Source organism: Christensenella hongkongensis (assembly GCF_000981035.1).
Classification (GTDB): Bacteria; Bacillota; Clostridia; order Christensenellales; family Christensenellaceae; genus Christensenella; species Christensenella hongkongensis.
Window position 1 is genome coordinate 1 of sequence record NZ_LAYJ01000029.1, and the last position, 20,077, is coordinate 20,077.

Genomic DNA, 20,077 nt, shown 5'->3' on the forward strand with positions numbered 1-20,077 from the left:
GAACATCTACATTCTACTCGAAAGGAGTTTTTTGCGCTGTAAGCTTTCTTTTTCCACCCGTTTAACGGGTGGGTTTTTGTTTCGTTCGCTTCGCTCCCTCAACTGGCTAAAGACATACTCAAAAAGCCCGGCACAGCGCCGGGCTTTTTTATATCCTTTTCTTTCCTAAAGCTCTTCGCGGAACAGCTTCATCGTCATTCGGAACAGATCTGAATTTGTGGGCGGTGTGTAAGTGATCGCATCGGCGCCGCAGTCAATCGTTTCACGGATGGTATCGTCCGTCGGCCCGCCAGTCGCGATGATCGGAATATAGGGATATTTGTTTCGTATTCCCTCAATAATCCTGCAGGTATCTCCGGCTCCGGATACATTGAGGATGTCCGCCCCGCTTTCGATGCGGCGCTCTATGTCTTCTTTTTCCGATACTACCGTGACAACCACGGGAATATCCACGCGCTTTTTGATTTTGGCAATGACGTCGTTATCCACCGCGGGCGAGAGTACCGCGCCCACAGCGCCGCGGAATTCCGTTTCGAGCGCAAGGTGTATTACCCGCTCGTCGCTCTTCTCTTCCCCGCCCACGCTGCACATAACCGGCACGTCCGCCGTGCTCATGATCGCCTGGTTAATAGAGGGCTGCGGCGTAAAGGGATACACCGCCATAATCGCATCCGCATTCGTATTTTTAATCAGCGCAACGTCTGTCGTAAACAAAAACGAACGCAGCGTCCTACCGAAAATCCTGATTCCCGGAGCCTCCCGGGTGACTTCCGGAACAGAGATGATCAGATATCTTAATTTACTTTCGTATTCTTTTTCCGGCATGATAAACTCTTTTCTTTTGTGTAATGTAGGTCTATTCATAGTATCGTATATCTACCACCAAAAAGCAACCAAAAAACAAAAAAAGCAGGCTTATACGCCTGCTTTTTTCTTTACTGCCTTATCCGCATTTGGAATAGCCGCACGAACGGCAAATATTGCAGCCGCCTTCAAATTCAAGCTGCTTTCCGCACTCCGGACATTTTGTATCGTCATGCTGTGCTTCCTCGTCCTGCATTACAAGCGGCGCCACCTTCTCGCCCTGCATCTGCGCCACAGTCTGCAATACCCTGCCAATCGCATCCGGGCAGGACAAGACCTTCACGTCGCCGCCCTTCCTGAGCGTGGAATGGCACCTGATTCCGCGCAGCTGTTCCACAACGGATTCCACATCCATCCCGCTTCTCAGGGCCGTTGAAATCAGCCTGCTTGTCGCTTCAGACTGAGACGGGCAGCCTCCTGCGCGTCCCAGGTTCGTAAATACCTCGCAAATACCGTTTTCATCGTAATTCACCGTGATGTAGAGGTTGCCGCAGCCAATCTTCACCTTTTGCGTAATGCCCTGCGTTACCTCCGGGCGCTGGCGGGGCGAAACGCCGACGACGCCTGCCGTTTCTTTGGAAACCGCTTGCGCTTTCGCATCGCCTTCCGCTTTGTTTACCTTGCCGATGTTAAGCACCTGTGCGTCCCTTGAACCATCGCGGTAAATTGTTACACCCTTCAGGCCCAGGTCGTAAGCAAGCTCATAAACCTTGCGAACATCCTCCTTTGTCGCCTCGCGAGGGAAGTTGACCGTCTTAGATACCGCATTGTCCGTATATTTCTGGAACGCCGCCTGCATACGCACGTGTGAATCCGGCGTAATGTCGTGCGCCGTCACAAAAACATCCCTGATGTCCTGCGGGATTTCCTCCATATGCGCTATGGTTCCCTCTTTGGCAATCTTTGACATCAGCTCCTTGCTGTACAGTCCGCGCTCTTCCATCACTTGCTCGAAATAAGGATGCGTCTCCAAAAGCTCGTCGTTATCCATAACGTTCCTGATATAAGAAAGCCCAAAAATCGGCTCGATCCCGGAAGACGCGCCGCAAATGATCGAAATTGTACCTGTCGGCGCAATCGTGGTCACAGTTGCGTTGCGCTGTACGAGCCCCTGGCTTTTAAAAATGCTTTCATCGTAGGTTGGGAAGGTTCCCCGCTGCTTTGCAAGCTCACAGGATTCCTCGCGCGCAGTATCGCGCAGGAATTTCATCACCTTTTCCGCCAGCTCAATCGCTTCGCTGGAGTTATATGGTATTTTAAGCTTATAGAGGATATCCGCAAAGCCCATCAAGCCAAGGCCTATTTTACGGGTGGAAAGCGTCATGTCGCGTATTTCCTGCAACGGATAATTGTTTACCGCGATCACGTTATCAAGAAAATGCACCGCATTTTTGATCGTTTTCCTGAATTCGTCATAATCGAGCTCGTATTCGCCGCCTTTTTTCACCATCAGGGCGTCGAGATTGATCGATCCGAGGTTACAGCTTTCGTAGGGCAGAAGCGGTTGCTCTCCGCATGGATTGGTGCTTTCCACTTCCCCAAGCTTTGGCACCGGGTTATCGCGGTTGATCCTGTCAAGGAACACAATCCCCGGTTCGCCGTTTGTCCATGCCATTGTAACGATTAAATCAAATACTTCGGGGGCGTATAATTTTTTGACTTCCTTTTTGCTGTGCGGATCAATCAGTGAATATTCACGTTTTTCGTTCACAGCCTTCATGAATTCCTCAGTGATCCCAACGCTGATGTTAAAGTTCGTAATTTCAGTTGTATTTTTTTTGCACTGGATAAAATCGATAATATCAGGATGGTCCACCCGCAGGATGCCCATATTGGCGCCACGCCGCGTTCCGCCCTGCTTAACCGCCTCCGTAGCCGAATTAAAGACCTTCATAAAGCTCACCGGGCCGCTTGCAACGCCGCCCGTCGAATTCACAGAAGAGCCCGCCCCGCGTAACCGGGAAAAGGAAAAGCCTGTTCCTCCGCCGCTTTTGTGGATAAGCGCCGCATTTTTCACCGCGTCGAAAATATCCTCCATACTGTCTGCGATTGGCAGCACAAAACAGGCGGAAAGCTGCCCCAGCGGCCTTCCCGCGTTCATAAGAGTCGGCGAGTTCGGCATGAATTTCAGGCTGGACATCATTTCATAAAAAATGTCCTGCGTTTGTTTCACATCCGCGTCAAGGTCGTATTCCTTATCCGCCTGTGCAATCGCCTGCGCAACGCGCTTAAATAAATCATCTGGTTTTTCTGTCGGCTTTCCGTCCGCGTCCTTCTTCAGGTAGCGTCTTTCCAGTACGGTAACCGCATTTTTGCTTAACATCAAAAAATCCCCCTGCGCAATATATTTAGTATTCCATTATAAATTAGAACACTACATATAGTACACCAGTGGGATTTAAAATACCAGTTCTTTTTTATTAAAATTCAATGGAAAAATTACATAATTTGTGCAAAGCGTTCAAAAACCTCTACGTTACGCGCATCTCCACTCGAAAAAAATTTTATATTCCCTTTTTGGGAACAATCGTTTAAAAGCCCGGCGCCTTCAAGCACCGTACGCACGTGGTTCGCCGTGCCGTACTTCCCGTCAAATATTTCGCAGACGCCGCCGCAGATTTTATTTGCCACATCGTGGATTTTATCGCTGATAAACGAATAATGCGTGCAACCCACAACAACGCCCGAAAACTCCGTTCCCCTGTATGGCAACAGCTTTTCGCAGAGATATGCCTTGATGTGCGGATCGCAAAGATTTCCTTCCTCGATCAGCTCCGCAAGCCCCTCGCATTCGATATTCACGATTTGATCCTGCGCTCCCAGCTTTTCCAAAAGATGGCGGTACCGTTTCTGGTGAAGCGTCGCAGGCGTTGCAAGCACTGCCGTCCTGTTGTCCGGATACTTTTCCACTGCCGGCTTTACCGCAGGCTCGATACTGATAACCGGTATTTGATAGCGTTCGCGCATTGTCTGCACGGTGATGCTCGTTGCAGTATTGCATGCGATGACGATCATTTTAATCCCCTGCTCCATTAAAAAATCGCCGCAGGCAAGCGATAGCTCCTTGATCTCTTCCTCTGTTTTGGTTCCATAAGGCGCATTTGCACTGTCGCCATAATAAATATAATGCTCGTTTGGAAGGAGTTTCCTGATCTCGGTGAGCACACTGATACCACCCGCACCCGAGTCGAACACTCCCAACGGCAATTCTTTGTCCTGCATCATATAACTTCCTGTTCCAATCATCTGGTTTCAATGGTTTCCATTATATAACAACCACCTGCGATAGTAAAGCGGGCAAAAATCTCCCCCTATGCCCGTACGCCGCATTTTACCAGAACGCGCCGATATTTCAGCGATTCTTTTTTCCCACCCTTTTTTCTGCTAAAAATAGCTTGCAATGGGTATTGTAATATGGTAGAATAGCTTTTGTTGAATTAAAAAATACGGGGGTGAAAGAATGCCTAATATCAAATCAGCAAAAAAACGCGTTAAGGTTATCGCTAAAAAGACGCTGCACAACAAAATGATCAAGTCTGCTCTTAAGACAGACCTGAAAAAATTTGACGCTGCGGTAGCGGAAGACGCTGCAAACAAGGAAGAGCTCTTCAAGATTGCAGTTGGCGCGGTTGATAAGGCTGCTTTAAAAGGTACGATCCATAAAAACAAAGCAAATCGTACCAAAGCACAACTGGCAAAAAAATTAAACAGCAAAGCTGAATAATTGATTTGCATTCCCCCATTATCATATGATAATCAAAAGACTGGTTTCACCCATCAGTCTTTTTTGTTTGCCCAAAACAAAGCGGGCTTTATTCCGTTTTATTTCAGGAATTCATATAAATATCCACAAGCAGCGCATACAGGTCTGTTTTGAGGATCACAACTCCCTGCTTGGCGTCAAAATCCATCTGTGCCAGCTTATTGATCGCCCGCCGCAGCCGTGGCGCGGGAAAAGACTTGCACTGGCTGAGCGCCCTTTTGGCGGCAAATTCCCACGTTCCTGTCGCCTCCATAATATGTGATATCGTTTTGCTGTCCGAAAATTTTGCGTCCCGGCACGCGCGCGCCACAAGCATCTGCCTGAAATTATTTGAAAGCAGCGTCAAAAAGCCGATTGGGTTCGCATCCTCCGACAGCATCTTTTCAATCAACGCGTAAGCTTCCTTCGCGTGGCCCGCCACCATCATATCGTGTATTTTATACACGTTGTACTGCATGGATTTAATCGTGTATTTTTCAATATCCTGCGCGGTGATATCCCCCCTGCACACGCAGGCCAGCTTTGCAAGCTCATTTTGTATGACGGACAGGTCCCCGTCCGCGAGCGTACTGATCGTCTGCGCATTTTTCGCTGAAATCAAAAGATTCTTCTGCTTTGCCAACTTGACTATATAAGAGACCAGCTCGCTGTCCTTCATTGCCGCACACTCCACAAACATCCCGTTTTTCATTACAAACTTTACAAACGCTTTCCTTTTATCCGCCTTTCCCTGCTGCACAATTACAAAGACGTTTGACGCGGGCATATTGGCGTGTTCGTAAGGCGCGGTGAGGTCTCCCCCCGCCGCCGCCGAAAGAACATCCGTATTTTTGAGTACGACCACCCTGCGTTCCCCCATAAAGGGCAGCGTTTCAATCGACCGTATGACTTCCTTTGGATCGGGACGCTGCTCAAATACCGACAGGTTCAACTCCGGCATTTCTACGTTGAGATGCTTCATAATTGTAGAAAACGCCTGCTGTTTGACCGCCTCGTCCTCTCCTGCCAGTAATATATAGTTTTTGATTTGTCCGTTTTTGATCTGTGTTACCGCTTCGCTTGCTTTCATGCCCTGCTCATTTCATTGTTTTGATATCCGGCCTGTTCCTGTCGTCAAAGCTGATGATTACCGCACCGCTTTGCGCAGTCGTTTTTACATCTACGTTGCATTGCTCCAGTAAGTCCATCGCCAATTCATCCGGCAGGCCCTTGCTGTTATCCCCTTTAACGGAGACGACCGCACATTCCGGCTTCAGCCTTTCGAGCAGCTCCTTTGTAACAGAATTTTCCGCTGCGCCGCCCGCGGGCTTAAATAGCTTCACTTGCCCGGTTTGCTGCGCTAAATCCTGCGCTGCGTTTTGTGCAAACAGAAAAATGTCTTCTCCCTTTCGCGAAAGCGTAAGGGACGTATGTTTTCCGTCTTCTCCTGTTACACGCAGGCCCGTTGTTTTGCTTAGTTCTATTCTATCACATAATTTGTATTCTTTCACCGGATAATCTGCATCGTATTCCTTTGGCTCATAGCCCTGTGGAACAAAGAGCGTTCCAATGCGTTTTTCCTTCGCAAGCTGCTTTAAGTTTTTTGTCTTTGTATTCGTTACGATCACCGCATCGAAAAAAAGATTGTTCTCCTGCGCATATTCATCGATTTTGGAATACTGCAGGTTTCCTCCGTTATCAATCAGATAATCGTTCCCATCGGCGGCAATATGAATCGCGTCGCCGGTTCCCACATCCAGCACCGTCACGCAAAGCTCAGGCGCGTTCGCCGCAAAAGCTGCTCCTGTTAACAAAACTGCGCCCGCAACCAACGCGGCAATCACCGCCTTTGTTTTTCGTTTCACAAGTACGTAATCCGAACAGAGAAAAATTACCGCCATCACCACAAAACACATCCATACCGGAAAACCGTTTACCTCGATATAGCCAAAAGCGCTTTGCGAAATCAACCCGTTGATCCAGGTGAGCGCCCTTACTGCAAGTTCCGCCGGAAATGCAAGCACATATCCCGCCGGCAGCCAAAGGAGCGAGGCCAGCGTCCCGATTCCGGCAAATACCACGATCATTCCCGCAAGCGGTATTGCGAACAAATTTGCAACCGGCGCGGCGAGCGCAATATTATTAAAATAATATGCCGTCATGGGAAATACGGCGGCCGTTGCCGAAAGCGAGGTTGAAACCGGGGAATCCAGCCTTACCCTGTCAAAACAGATTTTGCGCAGCAGGCGCAGGAAGGGCGGATTCAGGCACAATATTCCAAATACCACGCCATACGACATCGTTAGCCCCGCACCAAACAGTTGCGCCGTATTGAAAAGAAGAGTCATTACAAGGGCAGCTGAAAGAAAGGTAAGCGTATCCCTGTCCTTCAGTTTCCATCTGCCGATTACCACGAAAATTGTCATCAGTACGGCGCGCAGGATTGACGGGGCAAAGCCCGTGATGGTCGCATAAAACAGCAACAGGCAGATCAGGATCGAAAACCGCAGCCTGCGTTCTGCACGAAGCTTCTTTAAAAGAAAATTGATCGCGTAGGAAATGACTGCAATATGCAACCCTGAAATTGCAAGAATGTGCGCGATGCCTGTTCTGGAAAAGCTGTCGCGAAGCTCCTGCGGCAGTTCGTCCTTCACGCCCAGAAACATCGCCTTTACGACCGGCGCGCTTTGTTCAGAAAAAATCATATCCATATTTTCCGCAAGCTTTTCCCGCAGCAAAAGCGGATATTGATACCATGCAATGCTGTTCCCCATAACCTCTGCGTCGTTTTGGAAAACGCTGAACCCGGCTCCTTTTCCGGCGAGGTACATTTGTTCGTCAAATGTTCCGGGGTTTCGCGGCGCAGACGGCTGTTCAATTTTACATGTAAAGCTTATCGTATCGCCATAATCAAGCTCCTGTCCTGAGTACAGCAGCACTTTTTTCCCAAAATGCTTTTCTCCGACCGATACGTCCGTAAGAGTATACGTATGTGTTTCTGCGCTCATTTTTGCGCGGTCTGATACAAACGCCTGCACCGTGTATTCCCTGTTTGATTCTATGCCTGTAAAGTCGGTATAAAACTGAACCTGGAACAGAAATGCTCCCAGGAAAAATGCAATCAGGTACAACGCCCAAAACATACGCCTGCCCTGCCTGAAAAAGAATAGCAAAAAAATACCGGCGCTCAACAAAAGCGCTGGTAATAAAATAATTTCCGGAATATCTGCATAATATGCAATGGCAATTCCAACAATAAAGAAAAACGCAAAAAACGTAACCGGCCTTTGATTCAGGACTCGCTTCATCTTTCCCCCAAACAAATCTTATCCTTTTACGGTTGATAAATGAATGCCGCGCATAACGCAGATACAATCATGTACCCTGTATGGCGTTTTTTGGCAAATGCCGTTTACGCAACCATTTACAGGCTTTAATATCTTTATTATCGAGACTTTCAGACCAGAGCGCGGCTTTTAGACGCCCTATACCTCGTACTGCGCAAACTCCTGTACAACCAGTGACTCTGCAAATTCTCCCTTTGCCTCTTTGAGGATTTCCCCTTCGTCATAGGAAGGATTGATGTGCGTAAGCCAAAGCCGCTTCACACCTGCCTTTTTTGCCGTAACGCCCGCTTCCCTTACATACATATGCGGAAGAGAACCCGTATCCTCCTGAGAGCTGAGAAACCCACTGTCGCAAAGCAGCGCGTCAACTCCGCCGCAAAACTCCGTCAGCTTTTCGCTGTAACGGGAGTCCCCTGTAAATACAAACGTTTTGCCTTCGCTCTCCACCTTTACCGCATAGCATTCCACGGGATGTATCGTCCGGCAAAATGAAAGCTTGATATCAGTGTCCGTCCACTGCAGGCTCAGGTCTTCAGAAATCCCCGTAATCTCAAATTTTTTACTGCTGTGCAAAACACCGTATTCCGTTTCGGGCGTGCATGGCATAAAAACCGGCGGCATATGATCTGTCCGAAGATACCGCAGGATAAACATATCGCTGCAATGATCCGAATGCAAATGCGTCAGGATAATGCCGTCAAGCTCTTCGAGCGCACAATATTCCTGCACACGCGAAAGGCTGCCGCTTCCCGCATCGATCAACAGCTTTTTTCCGCCGCATTCAAGGAGATACGAGGTGGTTGCCCCGCCTGCCCCGGGATACGGCCCATATTTTCCCAAAACCGTCAGTTTCATATCGCGCTCCTCAAAGCAAATTTTTTACGCATCATAAGCATCGGATGATAAAGCACAATAGCAAGCGCCGCACCACACCCAGCCTGTATCAGGTTTGGGACCAGCGTCAGTATCGCGCCGCCAATACCCATCAGCAGAGTCTCATAGCCAAAATATCCAAACGCCATTACAAGCGCCGCAACGACGCACGCAATAATATACTGTTTCACCGAGTTGCTCTTTTTGGTCATCGCCCCCACAATAAGCGCCATACAGGCTTTGATCACAATGGTGGCCGGAACGTAAATCTGCGAGCCCACCGTAAGATCCGCAAGCCCGCTTCCAATGCCTGCGGCAATCGCAGCATACGGCCCTCCAAGAATAAACGCGGAGCAGTAAACGATCACATCCCCCAAATTGAAGTAAGCTCCCCTGATGGCCGGTACGGGGATCACCAACACAATCGTCACCACATAGACGAGCGCCATAATAACTGCCGTTGTCGTAATTTTTCTTGTCTTTGTACTCATCTTTCCCTCTCCATGCAAAAGCCCTGGTCAAAAAGCCTGCAGGCCTTTCTATTCGTTGCTTACAATGATCCCAGGATTCCGAAGAAGCGGATCCAGCACATTGATGCTCCCACCGCCAAGACTTTCCACACGCTCACCGTCCAGCAGGAATTGCACGCGCTTAATTCCTTCGATATTGGTCATCGTGTTAACGATAGAATAGATCATCATTACTTCCTCATCCCGGTTGATTCCCTTTATCTTTTCAGAAACCGAGCTTTTGAAATCCACAACCGCTATATCCCCGGCCAGATAGACCGTATTGACATCGTCCATGCTGATGCCCGATAAAAACGCAGGGCTGATTTCCTTTTTGTCCGTTACCACAGGCCCTTTCATAAGCTCTGCGAGCAGCTCGCGCGGATATCCTGCCGCGCTTTGCGATACCATACGTTCTACGCCGGTCAGCTTCGAATAGGCTGAATTGGGAAAATAAAGCTGGATGCTGTTTCCAAGAAGGCTGTCCGCATCCTGTTCCGTATAAACCTTCTGCTCTGCCTGCCTCGGCTCGCCTCCCACATAAATTTCTACACCGTCAAGGTCCGGCATAAACCCGGTTATGGTTTTGGCAAGCGCTTTTGCCGCAAGGTCTTCTCCGTCTTTAAATTGCTCTGTGAGCGCCACAGGCGGTTTGCTGAAATCAAGCCGCGCAATCCGCCTGCCGTCTTCCGTCTGCTCAATGGAGGCTCCCAACAGCTCCATGAGGGATTTATCGATCACAGGAATATGCTGGTACGTATTTTCCGGCCCCCGCATCAACGCCGTTACCACAGACTCCAGCATTTCTTCAGGCGTATTTTCTTTGAACATAATAGAGCGCTCCTCCGGCACCAGATACTGCTCTGTGTTGTCAAGGAAATAAAGCGCCACGTTCATAGTCGGCGTTTCCGACCTTGCGTTCGACCTGTATTTGTTGATTTCCTCAGCAAGCCCGTTTTTCGTCTTTTGCAGAACGCCGACAGGCACTCCCTCAAGCCCTTGCTGCACGCCGTTCACAAACACGTTCACATAATCCACACCGGAATAATCCGCTATCGTCGCCGCGATCGCAATCTTCACCTTGGCAATCTGCACTTCATCTTTTTCTTCCGTCGTGCTTAAATATACATTCACAAGATCCGGCAATATTTCAATTCCATCATATGCAAATCCTTCGGCAATAGGCTGCAGGTCCTCTCCCTGCGGCCCATTGATCAACTCCTCTATGATCCTGCGCTCAGCCCGCTCTCCCTGCTCCACAGAAATACTGCGCGTTTCCGCCGCAAGCAGCTCCGCCTTGGATTTATCGACAAAATACAACACCGGATTGATGACGATGCTCGGTTCGAGCGCCACCTCCTGCTGCTTTTCCGTAATCTGATATGCCGTTGTTTGATTTGTATCCTCGCGCACAATGGAGCAGCCGCCAAGCAGCAGCACTCCTGCGAGCAGGAAGCACAATATTTTTTTCATATTTTCCTCTATGACAAGAAATTCTTCTTAAACGCAGTATAGGTAATTTTCCATACGTCGTTTTCCAATACAAGCTTGACAGGCACGTTGGAAAGCGTCTTAGCGTCTCCATCCTTAAGCTTCACAGAGTAGCTCGCCATCACTACCTCCGTTACCCCGTCAGCGCTTTCCACTTCGTCTCCAATCGTAAAGTCTTCCCCGATGGTCAGCTTTGCCGTGTTGAGCTCACTCTTGAAATCGTCAAGAGAAGGCTTATCCTGCCCATACAGGTTTTTGTAGGCAATGTAATTGTAAAGCGTATCCCATGATTTTGTCTGGATGCACTCCATAATCTCGCGCAGCGTATTTTGACCGGTAAGCTCAAGCTCTCCATTGCGTTCGAACGCGTCGGATGCGCCGGTTCCGTCAAACCCCGCCTCTTCCAGCGTAATCGGCCTGCCGGAACCCGAGCCGGAATCGTCTATCCTGATTTGCACGCGCGAATAATTCCCCTGCTCTATCAGCGTATTGACAATCGAAAAGACCGCGAGCTTTTTGCGCGTTTTTTCATACGTTTCATTTTCCTGTGCGGAGTTGTCTTCCGGCGGCTCCAAAAATTCCTTGCTCAGCGTCACAAACAGGAAATTGCTTTCCGATTGCACGCCCACCACCTTTGTATTCGGATTGATCACCGGCGTGAAGTCCGCGCGCGCCGCAGACGGGCCGCTGATCAGTTCCTTAACGATCGAGGTTTCCACGCTTTCGTTGATCGGCACGGAAAATACGCGCACTTCCCCAATGAGCAGCTCGTCCTGCATATATCCAAAGTAAAGGCGCGCCGTGCTTTTGTCCTGGCTGACGCCCTCCGGCAATGGATTGATCTGCACAGTAGAATCCTGAGACGCCGATGCAGACGCTTCAGGCGTTTTTCCTGAGCAGCCAAAAAGGCCAAAGCACAGGATGCCGCACAGCATCAGGCAAAGCAGCCCTTTCCAACCGTATTTTTTCATAAGCTATCCTCCGTATTCTGCACAACCGGCACCGCCAGTATAAAGGTAGAACCGCGGCCTTCCTCGCTTTGGACCTCTACCCTTCCTCCGTGCATCAGCGCAATTCTCCTGACAATATGCAGCCCAAGGCCCGTACCGCCCGTTTCGCGCGAGCGTGCCTTGTCTACCCTGTAAAAACGTTCAAAAATATGCTCCAGATGCTCTTCGCTCATGCCCACGCCATCGTCTTCGATGATGAAATACGCTTCGTTTCCATGACGTTTGGTGGTCACTTTCACGTGCCCGCCGTCGCCCGTATATTTGATTGCATTTTCGATCAGGTTGTTGAGCGCCTGACGCATTTTGAGCGGATCGCACTCGATTTCGAAATCATCTGCATAATCCGTCCTCAGCGTGATATGGCGCTCCTTTGCAATCGGCATCAATGCGTCCACGCATTTTTTCACCAGTGCCGAAACCATTATTTTATCCACATTGATCATCACGATATCGCTGTCCATTTTGGAGAGCAGCAGAAGGTCTGTGATGAGCCTGTTCATGCGGTCTATCTCGCCGTTGATATCCGACAAAAACTCCTTGTAAACCTCCTCGGGAACGTTATCCTGGTACAGCATAGACTCTACGAGTATTTTCATGGACGCAAGCGGCGTTTTCAGCTCATGCGACGCATCGGACACAAACTCGCTCCTCTGCTGGTCCATATTTTGTATTTTGCCGCACATCATGTCAAAGGTCTGCGCCATTTCTGAAATCTCGCTCTTACCTTTGATATTAGCGCGCTGCGACAGATCGCCGTTTGATATTTTGATGGCTACGTCCGTCAGTTTTTTAATCGGCTTCGTAATAAGCCCTGACGACAGGATACTCGAGGCAATAATAACGCCGCACGCAAACAGGAAAATCCAGAACGTACTTAGCTGCAACCCGTTGGTCGCGTCCACCACGTCCTGAATACTCGTAGCATACAGAACCGTCCCTATTATTTTTCCATTATTGATGATTGCCGATGTGCAGTAAGCCGCCCAATAGTCCCCGCTTTGCGAGGGCGTTTTATGAAACCCGTAGGACGACGAGTTCTGCCCGTACAGGATATCGTTTACCTCGCGCAGGGAAAGCTTGACGCCATTAAGCTGCGAATAACTGTCCGCCTCCACAATGCCGGATTCATTCAGGATAAAAATCTGTCCGCCCGATTCCGTGCCGTTCCTTTTGATGATTTCATACATGGAATTGGCGTCGGAATCCGAAAGATACGGCGCTACCTGCACCGCGGTATTGTTTGCAACGGTTTTTAAATTGTTGATACGCTGAGTGACCAGGTAATTTTCCACGAGGGAAGAAACCGCCACAGACACAATGCTGAACACGATTGCAATGATCACCAGATATATAACGGCAAGCTGCCACCTGATTGAATAAAGCAGCCTGTTTGATCGTGAAGTAATAGCCTACACCCCTCTTCCGGCTCCCGCTGTTTCTTTCAAAAGCAGCATACATAAGCTACTTTTCAGTATACCCTGATATCGGTAAAAACTCAATAACGGAGTTCCTTTCTTTCATCCGGCGAAAAAGAAAAAAGGCTTGACCGGATCAGCCAAGCCTTTCATACTATCCGTGTTGGTCAGACGATCGAAAAACCGCCGTCGACAAAAATCGTTTGCCCGGTTACGTAGCTCGACGCATCCGACGAAAGATAAAGTATCGTTCCGTTCAGTTCCCGCGCCTGTGCCGGGCGGCCAGCAGGATCGAGCATATCATAAAGATTCATGAACTGCTCGTTCGCAAACAACGTATCCTGCGTCATTTCCGTGGGAAACAGGCCGGGGCCAATCGCGTTAACTGTAATTCCATCCTGCATATAGGATGCGGCAAGCCCTTTTGTAAGTCCGAGTACGCCCGCCTTGGACGCATTATATACATGTCTTACAAGCTGTGGTGCTTTATCCGCCACGATTGCATTAATCGATGCGATATTAACGATTTTCCCATATTTTTTCTCACGCATATGCGGGATGACATATTTTGTCGTCAGGTATATGCCCTTCAGGTTTGTATTCATCGCCTTATCCCATTCTTCAGCCGAAAGGGTTTCCACGCTTCCCGGAATTGCGATTCCCGCGGCATTAAGCAGTATTTCGACGCTGCCAAATTGCTCCAATGCTTTTCCCATGGCTTCTTTTACATCTTTTTCATTCGATACGTCGCATTCCAGCGCAAGGGCGTCGCCCTCCGTCTCTTCACGAATCCTTTTTGCCGTTTCTTCCAATTTTTCCTTGCGCCGCGCAAGCAGCACAACGTTTGCGCCCTCTTCCGCGTAGCACATACATGCGTATTTTCCCAGCCCGGAGCTCGCGCCCGTTACCACCGCCGTCTTTCCCTTGATTTGAAACAAATCCAAACATCCCATAGCTTATTGCCTCCTGATTATTCAAATATATTACAACTCTAGTAACCTTGGCATTTTGTCTCTAAACCTTTTTCTCTGTTTGCCACAGAAGAGGCAGGTTTAAAAAACGATATATGAGACGAATAAAAAGCGAGGTACCATGATGAAAGCAATGAGAATCAGCGAATTCAACAAAAATGCAAAATTACAGATGGGGGATGTGCAAATCCCGGAGGTGCGCTCTCTGGATGTGCTCGCGGAAATCCATGCGGCAAGCGTCAATCCCCTTGACATTAAGATACGAAACGGCCTTCGCGCGGGGTATCCCCTCCCTCTCACAATGGGCAGTGATTTTGCGGGTATCGTCGTAAAGACCGGCGATGGTGAAACCAAATTCAAAACCGGAGACAGGGTGTACGGGAGGCCGAATCAAAAAAGGATTGGAACGTTCGCGGAATATATCGCGGCAGATCAAAACGATATTGCCCTTATCCCTGAAAACCTCAGCCTGGAACAAGCGGCGGCGGTTCCCCTTGTGGGCCTCACATCCTATCAGATGCTGACAGAAGTACTGCAAATAAAGCCGGGACAAAAACTGTTGATCCATGCGGGTTCCGGTGGAATCGGTTCGTTTGCGATCCAGCTCGCAAAGGCCTTGGGCGCATTTGTCGCAACAACGACCAGCACGCCGAACGTAGAATGGGTAAAAGCCTTGGGCGCGGATATAGTAATTGATTACAGGCAACAGAAATTCGAAGAAGAATTACGGGATTACAACGCCGTATTCGATACGCTTGGCGGACAAAGCCTGATCGATTCCTTCCAGGTCGTTCAAAAAGGAGGAAAAATCGGTTCGTTGATCGGCCTTTCGGGCGACGGTGCGGAACAAAGGCTCAAAGAGTTACAGTCTGAAACCGGAGTCAGCTATCAATATTACTATATGCGGCCTGACGGCAAACAGCTTTCCAGAATCACGCAATACATCGAACAGGGGCAGATAAAGCCGGTTATCGACCGCATCTTCCCCTTTGAGGAGGCGCAACAGGCAATCGAATATTCCGAATCCGGGCACGCAAAGGGAAAAATTATACTGAAAATAAAATAGCATATGGCAATCATATGAATGATAGCCATACGCTATTGAACCACGATACCGTCAAATCGACCTGTTTCCGGGCTTTCCGGCTATTTGTTCGTGAAGTAATACCCCACGCCCCATTTGGTCAAAATATATTCCGGTTTTGCCGGGTTTTGCTCGATTTTTTCGCGCAAACGGCGGATATGCACGTCCACCGTACGCAAATCGCCCTGATGTTTCCATACGAGCTCCAGTAAGGTATTTCTGTCAAACACCTTTCCACGGTTTGTAATAAACAGGTTCAAAAGGTCAAATTCCTTTGCCGTCAGGTTAATATCCTCTCCTTTGATCTCCACGCTGCGGTTAATGAGGTTCACCTTCATGTCCTTCACTACAATCGTCTGTGTGTCGCCCACCTGCTTTTGCGCTCCCGCGCGACGCAGGATCGTCTTGATCCGCGCCTTGAGCTCAAGCATATTAAAGGGCTTTGTCATATAATCATCCGCGCCAAATTCAAGCCCCATGATTTTATCCATATCTTCGCCCTTGGCGGTCAGCATTATGATCGGCACCTCGGACATACTGCGGATCTTCTGGCAGACTTCCATGCCGTCGATTTTGGGCAGCATCAGGTCAAGCAAAATGAGGTCGTGCTTATTGGGATCAAAAATCTCCAGCGCCTCTTCCCCGTCATACGCGACATCGATCGCATATCCTTCCTGCTGCTCCAGGTTAAAACGCAGTCCTTTGACCAAAGTCGGTTCGTCATCAACGATCAGAATATTCTTCGCCATACGATTGCTCCTTCATTAGACATCATTTTAATTATACCATACATAGCCGCATTTTTGTAACATCTTTTCGCCGGGAGATTCTTCTCAGGCAAACGGCTCTTTCCCGGGCCGGCGGATACAAATTTCATCCACCACGCCATTGGTGTTACGGTGCTCGAGCAGATACAGCACAAGGTCTGAAATATCTTCGGGCAGCGTAAGTCCGCTTGCGTCAAGGTCAGGCCTTGTTTCCTTCACCATTTCCGTATAGACTCCCCCGGGGGAAATCACATGAACGCGGATATTCTCGCTATTGAGTTCGTTTGCCATCGTCTTGGAAAGGCCGTAAAGCGCATGCTTGGAGGCAGTATAGGCCGCCTGGTATGGATAACCTTTGTGCGCCACAACCGAGCAGATATTCACAATCGTTCCGCATCCGGATTCCCTTAAGTACGCAAGCGCGTATTTGCTCAACAAAAAAGGCGCGCGCACATTGGTCGCCATAATCGTATCAAAAAGGTCGGTTGGTATTTGCTCAAAAGGCATATTATGCGCAAGGCCTGCGTTGTTTACAACAAAGTCGATCCCGCCGAGCTGTTCTTTTGCAGCCTGTACTGCGCCCGCAATATATTCCTCTTCCAGAAGATCGCCCGGACATATGGCAAACTTACCGTTCCCGCTGCCTTGTTCCGTGGTTTTTTTCAATTTTTCCTCGCTGCGTCCGCAAAGCATGACATGAACGCCCTGTCCTTCCAGCATCAACGCGATGCTCCGGCCAATTCCGCCGCCCGCACCCGTCACAATCGCACGTTTTCCACGCAAATCCATTTTCATCGGGATACCTCAACCCTCTTTCTTTTTGCTTATTTTACCATCCTGAATATACAAAACGTTGCCATATTTCCAACGCTTTTGCATTGCACGCAAAACCTGTATGTATTATATTTTACCATAGTCTCCTGCTAAAGTCACCGGAACAATGGACGCATTTCCCCCCGCAATCCGTCACTTTTTTACAATCCTGCCGCATCTTGTAGTATAATTAAAATATATATTATCAGGACATCCAAAAGGGAGAATTATTGTGATCGATATTAACCTGCTCCACGATGCCGCATACCGTGAGCATTTTTCAGAAGGACAATCCATACCGCAGGACTCAGACGCCCGTAAAATGTATATTGTGGTCTGCGGTTCTGTGGGTGTGTTTAACGCAGAAAACGACAAAAATGAAGACACATTAACTGCCGGGGATTCGTTTGGCGAGCAGCTTTTATTCACTGGAACCAGTCAACAAAAATTCCGTGCGCTGGACGCCGTCACCGTATATGCAATCGCCGCAGATACGTTCGGTGCAATCGCCCGCACAAATCCAATGCTGTTATATATGCTGCTGCGCGATGCCTATGGGCTGAAGGAAACGCCGCTACCCGCCGGAATAGAACGGCCTGCAGCGGGGAAGCAGGCCACGGTTCCCGCAAACGAAATACCTGCGGCTGCCCCGCAGGCACATGCGCCTTCAAATGAAACCGGAAAAACATTTAAGCTCTCCCCTGAGGCGCTCAAAATACGCGAGTCCCTTCTCCAAAAAAAGGATGAAATAAAAAAGGACGCTTCTGCAAATATACAGCAAACGTCCGCCCAAAGCGCCGCAAATATTATTTTGGAAAAGCACGGGGCGGCCCCCGCCTTGTTTCCTCCGGGATTCCGCGGATATGCAGGGATCGAAAAGCCGGAATATAAAAAATACCTGTTTGAAAAAGAATTTAAATGCCCGAACTGCTCGCAAGCCTTCCGTGGCTATAAAGTGTTTTTGTCCAAATTAGTGCCTTCCTCCCCGATGCGGTACGATCTTCGCAAACGTTACAAGGGATTTCAAGCGGAATGGTATGATATTCTCACCTGCCCGCATTGCTATTTCAGTATGCTGTTTGATTATTTTATCGAACCGGTGCGTTTCCAGAAGGAAAAAATCCAGGAGGCTTTAGCCGCCGCCAAAAATGAAACCGCATTGGATTTCACTGCCGAGCGTGATCTCGACTTCGTTTTTGCCGCCCATTACCTCGCGCTTCTTTGCTCCCCGGCCTTTCCTTCCAAACAAAAACAGCTCGACCTGAAGCTCTGGGCTAACCTGAGCTGGCTTTATGAAGAAGCCGGGGACGAAGAACCGGAGCGCGCCGCCGCCTTAAAAGCCGCTGAAACGGGCGAAGCCCTTTATATGTCCGGTAATTTGAATAAGCTTCAGGAACAGGTTGTATCCCTGCAAATCGCCGGTATGCTGTATCGCACCGGCGAGCTTGAGAAAACGTCCCGCTGGCTGTTCCAGGCCAAAACCGCTAAAACCGGAAAGGGCATTTATACAAACCTCGCAGAAGACCTGTGGGAGATCATCCGGGATGAAAAACATTCCTAAACCGCGTCCGCTACGTCGCCGCCGAGGAGGGATACCACATCGATAATTTTGTCAAAAAACTGTCTTCGTGTCTGCCCTCCCCGCAATAGCTCCGTAAAAATCTTCCCGTCGCGCAAAAAAAGAATACGGCTGCAATAGCTTGCGGCAAATGCGTCGTGCGTCACCATCAGGATGGTCGCACGCAATCTTTTGTTCATGCCCGCAAAGCTTTCCAGCATCGTGCGCGCCGCTTTGGAATCGAGCGCTCCCGTCGGCTCGTCCGCAAGTACCAGCGACGGTTCCGTCACCATAGCCCTTGCCGCCGCGATCCGTTGTTTTTGCCCGCCGGACATCTCCGGCGGATACTTATGCAGGATATCGCTGATTTCAAGCGCATCGGCTACCTGAGCAACCCGCACCCTAAGCTCCTTAAACGGAACATTTCCAATCGTCAGCGCAAGCGCTATATTTTCATATCCGGAAAGCGTATCGAGTAAATTGAACTCCTGAAAAACGAACCCCAGTTTTTCCCTGCGAAATTTTGAAAGCGCCCCGCTTCGCAATGCCGTAATATCAGTCCCACCGATATAGATATGGCCTGTCGTTACGGAATCGATCGTCGAAATGCAATTCAGCAAAGTCGTTTTCCCGCTCCCCGACGGGCCCATGATTCCCAGAAACTCATGTTCCTCTACAGTCAGGCTGACGCCGTCCAGAGCCTTTGTGATGTTTCCCCTGCTTCCGTATATCTTTTCAATGTCCCTGACTTCCAGCAAATGCTCCATCCGTCCCTACTCCCAAATCTGATTTATATTCTTTTATAGTCGGGAATGATTTCAAGCGTGCGCGTTTCGTCCATCCCCGCGCTGACCAAAAAGAATGCCCCTATCACTACCATTACCGCATATAATACTTTTTTCATAAAAATCACTCCCTTTCTTTTAACTGATGCTTTTATTATAATCCCTATTTCTTAACGGCTGTTAAGCAAATCCTTACAAAATTCTTACAATATCCGAAAATCCCTTCCAATGCGAATAAAAAACAAAATAGCGCTTGACTTGGAGTCCGCTCCAGATGGTATGCTTGCAGTAGAACGACGGCGCTGCGGCTGTATCCGGTGAAAAACATAATCACCCTGCTGCGCCGCTGTGTTATACTATAAGAAACAGGAGGCTGAATCTCATGACGATTACAGAAGTCAGTAAAAAATATGCCCTTTCGGCAGATACGCTCCGCTATTACGAACGGATCGGCCTTGTTCCCCCGGTCCACCGCACCAGCGGCGGAATCAGGGATTATACGGACGAGGACTGCAACTGGGTTGGATTTATCAAATGTATGCGCGGGGCGGGGCTTCCCATCGAGGTGCTGATCGATTACGTTGCGCTTTTTGCACAGGGGGATTCCACAATCGACGCAAGGAAAGATCTCCTTACGGAGCAGCGGCGGCTGCTCGCCGAGCGTATCGCAGATATGCAGGCAACGCTTGAGCGTCTGGATAAAAAAATCAAGTCCTACGAAGAAACGATTGTCCCTGCGGAAAAAAGGCTGCGGGATGGAACCGATTCCTGAACAGGCAAAGCATGGCGCATGATTCATATTTCATTCCGTTGCCTGTTCATAGCGATTGGAGTATAACGATTCAAAA

General features: G+C 49.1%; 18 protein-coding genes. 4 read left to right on the forward strand and 14 right to left on the reverse strand.

The genetic code is table 11. The features are described from left to right. Nucleotides 1–165 precede the first annotated feature (165 nt). The 3 genes from CHK_RS00800 to murI all read right to left on the reverse strand — a co-directional run bounded on the left by CHK_RS00800 (nucleotide 166) and on the right by murI (nucleotide 4,089). Nucleotides 166–864, reverse strand: a complete 699-nt coding sequence (locus CHK_RS00800) for a beta/alpha barrel domain-containing protein (RefSeq protein ID WP_046442049.1) — start codon at nucleotides 862–864, stop codon at nucleotides 166–168. Between the two features lie 79 nt (nucleotides 865–943). Beyond that, nucleotides 944–3,190 (reverse strand): vitamin B12-dependent ribonucleotide reductase, encoded by a 2,247-nt coding sequence (locus tag CHK_RS00805; RefSeq protein ID WP_046442050.1) that lies wholly within the window; start codon nucleotides 3,188–3,190, stop codon nucleotides 944–946. 113 nt (nucleotides 3,191–3,303) lie between these two features. Then, nucleotides 3,304–4,089 carry a glutamate racemase gene (gene murI, locus CHK_RS00810; protein ID WP_160295561.1) on the reverse strand — a complete coding sequence of 262 codons (786 nt, stop codon included), beginning with the start codon at nucleotides 4,087–4,089 and terminating at the stop codon, nucleotides 3,304–3,306. Between the two features lie 235 nt (nucleotides 4,090–4,324). Here murI and rpsT point away from each other — a divergent pair, with 235 nt between their 5' ends. Then, nucleotides 4,325–4,588: a 30S ribosomal protein S20 gene (gene rpsT / locus CHK_RS00815; protein WP_046442053.1), complete on the forward strand. Its 264-nt coding sequence runs from the start codon at nucleotides 4,325–4,327 to the stop codon at nucleotides 4,586–4,588. Nucleotides 4,589–4,691: 103 nt separating this feature from the next. Here the strand turns inward: rpsT and holA are convergent, their stop codons facing one another. From holA to CHK_RS00855, 8 genes are all read right to left on the reverse strand, one after another. Beyond that, complete coding sequence (gene holA, locus CHK_RS00820) at nucleotides 4,692–5,696, reverse strand: DNA polymerase III subunit delta (RefSeq protein ID WP_046442055.1); 1,005 nt, start codon at nucleotides 5,694–5,696, stop codon at nucleotides 4,692–4,694. Between the two features lie 7 nt (nucleotides 5,697–5,703). Then, entirely contained in the window at nucleotides 5,704–7,914 is a 2,211-nt protein-coding gene (locus CHK_RS00825) for a ComEC/Rec2 family competence protein (protein WP_046442057.1), read from the reverse strand. A gap of 177 nt (nucleotides 7,915–8,091) precedes the next feature. Further along, nucleotides 8,092–8,808: an MBL fold metallo-hydrolase gene (locus CHK_RS00830; RefSeq protein ID WP_046442059.1), complete on the reverse strand. Its 717-nt coding sequence runs from the start codon at nucleotides 8,806–8,808 to the stop codon at nucleotides 8,092–8,094. Beyond that, entirely contained in the window at nucleotides 8,805–9,317 is a 513-nt protein-coding gene (locus tag CHK_RS00835) for an ECF transporter S component (RefSeq protein WP_046442061.1), read from the reverse strand. The genes CHK_RS00830 and CHK_RS00835 overlap by 4 nt, the downstream gene beginning before the upstream one ends. Before the next feature lie 48 nt (nucleotides 9,318–9,365). Then, the gene (locus CHK_RS00840; RefSeq protein WP_046442062.1) at nucleotides 9,366–10,808 is read right to left on the reverse strand and encodes a GerMN domain-containing protein; all 1,443 of its coding nucleotides are present in this window, start codon (nucleotides 10,806–10,808) and stop codon (nucleotides 9,366–9,368) included. Nucleotides 10,809–10,816: 8 nt separating this feature from the next. Continuing rightward, nucleotides 10,817–11,797: a GerMN domain-containing protein gene (locus CHK_RS00845; RefSeq protein WP_046442064.1), complete on the reverse strand. Its 981-nt coding sequence runs from the start codon at nucleotides 11,795–11,797 to the stop codon at nucleotides 10,817–10,819. Then, a complete protein-coding gene (locus tag CHK_RS15435; RefSeq protein ID WP_052740095.1) occupies nucleotides 11,794–13,179 on the reverse strand; it encodes a HAMP domain-containing sensor histidine kinase in 1,386 nt (461 codons plus the stop codon). The genes CHK_RS00845 and CHK_RS15435 overlap by 4 nt, the downstream gene beginning before the upstream one ends. Before the next feature lie 239 nt (nucleotides 13,180–13,418). Beyond that, nucleotides 13,419–14,204 carry an SDR family NAD(P)-dependent oxidoreductase gene (locus CHK_RS00855; RefSeq protein WP_046442065.1) on the reverse strand — a complete coding sequence of 262 codons (786 nt, stop codon included), beginning with the start codon at nucleotides 14,202–14,204 and terminating at the stop codon, nucleotides 13,419–13,421. 142 nt (nucleotides 14,205–14,346) lie between these two features. Here CHK_RS00855 and CHK_RS00860 point away from each other — a divergent pair, with 142 nt between their 5' ends. Beyond that, on the forward strand, nucleotides 14,347–15,288 hold the full coding sequence (locus tag CHK_RS00860) for an NADP-dependent oxidoreductase (RefSeq protein WP_046442067.1): 942 nt from the start codon (nucleotides 14,347–14,349) through the stop codon (nucleotides 15,286–15,288). A gap of 80 nt (nucleotides 15,289–15,368) precedes the next feature. On the opposite strand, the gene CHK_RS00865 is transcribed toward CHK_RS00860, so the two are convergent. Further along, a complete protein-coding gene (locus CHK_RS00865) occupies nucleotides 15,369–16,055 on the reverse strand; it encodes a response regulator transcription factor (RefSeq protein ID WP_046442069.1) in 687 nt (228 codons plus the stop codon). Between the two features lie 84 nt (nucleotides 16,056–16,139). Beyond that, on the reverse strand, nucleotides 16,140–16,868 hold the full coding sequence (locus CHK_RS00870) for an SDR family NAD(P)-dependent oxidoreductase (RefSeq protein ID WP_052740098.1): 729 nt from the start codon (nucleotides 16,866–16,868) through the stop codon (nucleotides 16,140–16,142). A gap of 250 nt (nucleotides 16,869–17,118) precedes the next feature. Between CHK_RS00870 and CHK_RS00875 the strand changes: the two genes are divergently transcribed. After that, entirely contained in the window at nucleotides 17,119–18,447 is a 1,329-nt protein-coding gene (locus tag CHK_RS00875; protein WP_046442071.1) for a DUF2225 domain-containing protein, read from the forward strand. On the opposite strand, the gene CHK_RS00880 is transcribed toward CHK_RS00875, so the two are convergent. Then, nucleotides 18,444–19,211 (reverse strand): ABC transporter ATP-binding protein, encoded by a 768-nt coding sequence (locus tag CHK_RS00880; protein WP_046442072.1) that lies wholly within the window; start codon nucleotides 19,209–19,211, stop codon nucleotides 18,444–18,446. The genes CHK_RS00875 and CHK_RS00880 overlap by 4 nt on opposite strands. Nucleotides 19,212–19,611: 400 nt before the next feature. Here CHK_RS00880 and CHK_RS00885 point away from each other — a divergent pair, with 400 nt between their 5' ends. Beyond that, on the forward strand, nucleotides 19,612–20,001 hold the full coding sequence (locus tag CHK_RS00885) for a MerR family transcriptional regulator (RefSeq protein WP_046442074.1): 390 nt from the start codon (nucleotides 19,612–19,614) through the stop codon (nucleotides 19,999–20,001). The last annotated feature ends 76 nt before the right edge of the window (nucleotides 20,002–20,077 follow it).